The 2,073-nt window shown below is 44.0% G+C and carries 2 protein-coding genes and 1 pseudogene; all 3 read right to left on the minus strand.

Annotation, left to right across the window (positions count from 1 at the left end; genetic code table 11):
- A pseudogene (locus BN587_RS11940) lies at window positions 1-360 on the minus strand (ABC transporter permease); the annotation flags it as partial.
- A gap of 135 nt (window positions 361-495) precedes the next feature.
- The gene (locus tag BN587_RS07230) at window positions 496-1,533 is read right to left on the minus strand and encodes an ABC transporter substrate-binding protein (RefSeq protein ID WP_021720466.1); all 1,038 of its coding nucleotides are present in this window, start codon (window positions 1,531-1,533) and stop codon (window positions 496-498) included.
- A gap of 228 nt (window positions 1,534-1,761) precedes the next feature.
- Window positions 1,762-2,073, minus strand: a 312-nt coding sequence (locus BN587_RS07235; RefSeq protein ID WP_303684898.1) for an FkbM family methyltransferase, incomplete at its 5' end; no start/stop codon positions are given.

Here is a 2,073-nt window from a genome sequence, read left to right on the forward strand (position 1 = left end):
GCTGGGGTTCAGCAGCTGTACCCAGGCGATAGCGCCTACATACGGCGGAATCATGTAGCTGGATACCAGCAGAGTACGGTAGATTTTTTTGCCGGGCATATCAGTACGGCCAACCAGCCAAGCCAGCGGGAAGGTAATCAGCACACTGACAATCATAACGCCCAAAGACAGCTCGATTGTATTCGTCAACGCACGCCAGTTGACATCCTGACTATATACATTGCGATAGTTTTCCAAGTTAATTGCGCCATCCAGCATGATGCTGTCATACAGCAGAATTCCCATCGGGAAGATAACAAAGTATAAAAGCAACAGCACGGAGATAGCGATAACAATAAATTTACTGTTTATTCTTGACATAGAACGCTTCTTTCTCCTTTTTTAATACCTCAGAGCAATACCAAAAGCAGTCTTTCGGCCCCTCTTTATTGAGCAGAAAACAGGGATGGCCTGAAAGGTCTCCCTGTTTCCGCTATAATTTAACTTAGCAACGCATTATTTATCCATAACTCTCTTACGGAATTCTTCTTTGATTTGAGCATTGTTGTTAGCCAGCTTCTGCCAATCAACTTTAATTCTGCCCTCAACAATTTTCTTGGTTTCTTCAGCACCGGTAGGAGCTTTTACGTCGCCACGAACGGAGTGCATCCAACCCTTAACAACTGCTTCCTGACCTTCTTTGGACAGCCACCAGTCAACCAAAGCCTTTGCACCCTCAGGATTCTTGGTTTCCTTGAAAATAGCGATTGGGGAAGGAACGTTGATTACACCGTCGGTCGGGTAAACAATCTTCAGAGGCTCTTTCTTGGTGTTAGCCAGCTTCAGGATGTTTTCTTCCAGAATCATTACAGCTGCATATTCACCGGTCAGCAGCTTGTTCTGAATAGCGGAGTTGCCTTCTTCAACGCGCAGGCCGTTAGCTTTCAGTTTATCGAAATATTCCCAGCCGTATTTGTCAGCCAGAGCGCCAACTGCTACATAAGCAGTACCGGACAGCATCGGGTTCGGCATAGCGATTTTGCCTTTCCATTTCGGGTCGGTCAGATCAGTCCAGTTTTTCGGAGCATCTTCAGCTTTCAGCTTATTGGAGTTATAAGCAATGATCATGTTGGAGATACGAACGCCGTACCAGTTGCCGTCTTTGTCTTTTTCACTGATAACGTTAGCATCTTCTTTGGATTTATAAGGCAACAGCAAGCCTTGCTCCTGCAGCTTCAGATAGTAGGAAGGATCCGCAACCATCAGAACATCTGCAGCAATTTTTTTAGCTTTGATTTCGCCGGTAATCTTGGTGATAACTTTTTCGGTACCGCCTTGGAACCAGTTAACCTTCATATCCGGAAAAGCCTTAGCAACGTTAGGTTTGCACATATTGTCGATGATGTCAGGATAAATAGAGGTATAAACCATCAAATCACCTTTAACACCGCCAGCCTTGTTATCAGCCTTTTTGTCACCGCCGCCGCAGCCAGCCAAAGCTACAGATAAAGCCAGCATTGCAGCTGCGCCAAGCATCCATTTAGATTTTTTCATTCACATACACTCCTTTTTTTGCATCGTCGTTAAAAATTATATTTTAGCGTGTTCCATTCTACACCCATATTTGATAAATTCGTTACAGGACGTTTTTTACCTGCTTACACTTTACATTATTTTTATAAATATTTGACTTTTTGTGTCACTTTGACATTTATTAAAAAGACATTCCACCACTATATTACATTTGACGATTTTTGTCCTATATGGACCTTTATCGTCCCGCTATTTTTCAATGCAAATAAAATTCAGTTCCCATGCAGGTACATAAGGATGCTTACGCAGATAAATTTTATACTCCGGCACCAGCTCCCACAAAAGCAAGGGTAAACGGAATAAATCAATATCATAATGATAGGCTGCCACAAACAGCTTCGGCTTACAGCTGCCAATGGTCTGCCTGCCGCCGAAAATGGCCTGTACCTCTGCCCCCTCGACATCCATTTTGATCATTGTCATCTGGCGTCCCGCCGCCACGCTATCAATCGTCGTCACCGGCACTGTTTTCTTCTCCGCACCGATAAATGTTGACTGCCT

It is taken from the genome of Phascolarctobacterium succinatutens CAG:287 (assembly GCF_000434895.1).
Taxonomy (GTDB): domain Bacteria; phylum Bacillota; class Negativicutes; order Acidaminococcales; family Acidaminococcaceae; genus Phascolarctobacterium_A; species Phascolarctobacterium_A succinatutens_A.

What these genes read in the sequence shown, in the direction of transcription:
- BN587_RS07230 (WP_021720466.1), bottom strand. Translation starts at nt 1,533, where the DNA reads ATGAAAAAATCTAAATGGATGCTTGGCGCAGCTGCAATGCTGGCTTTA.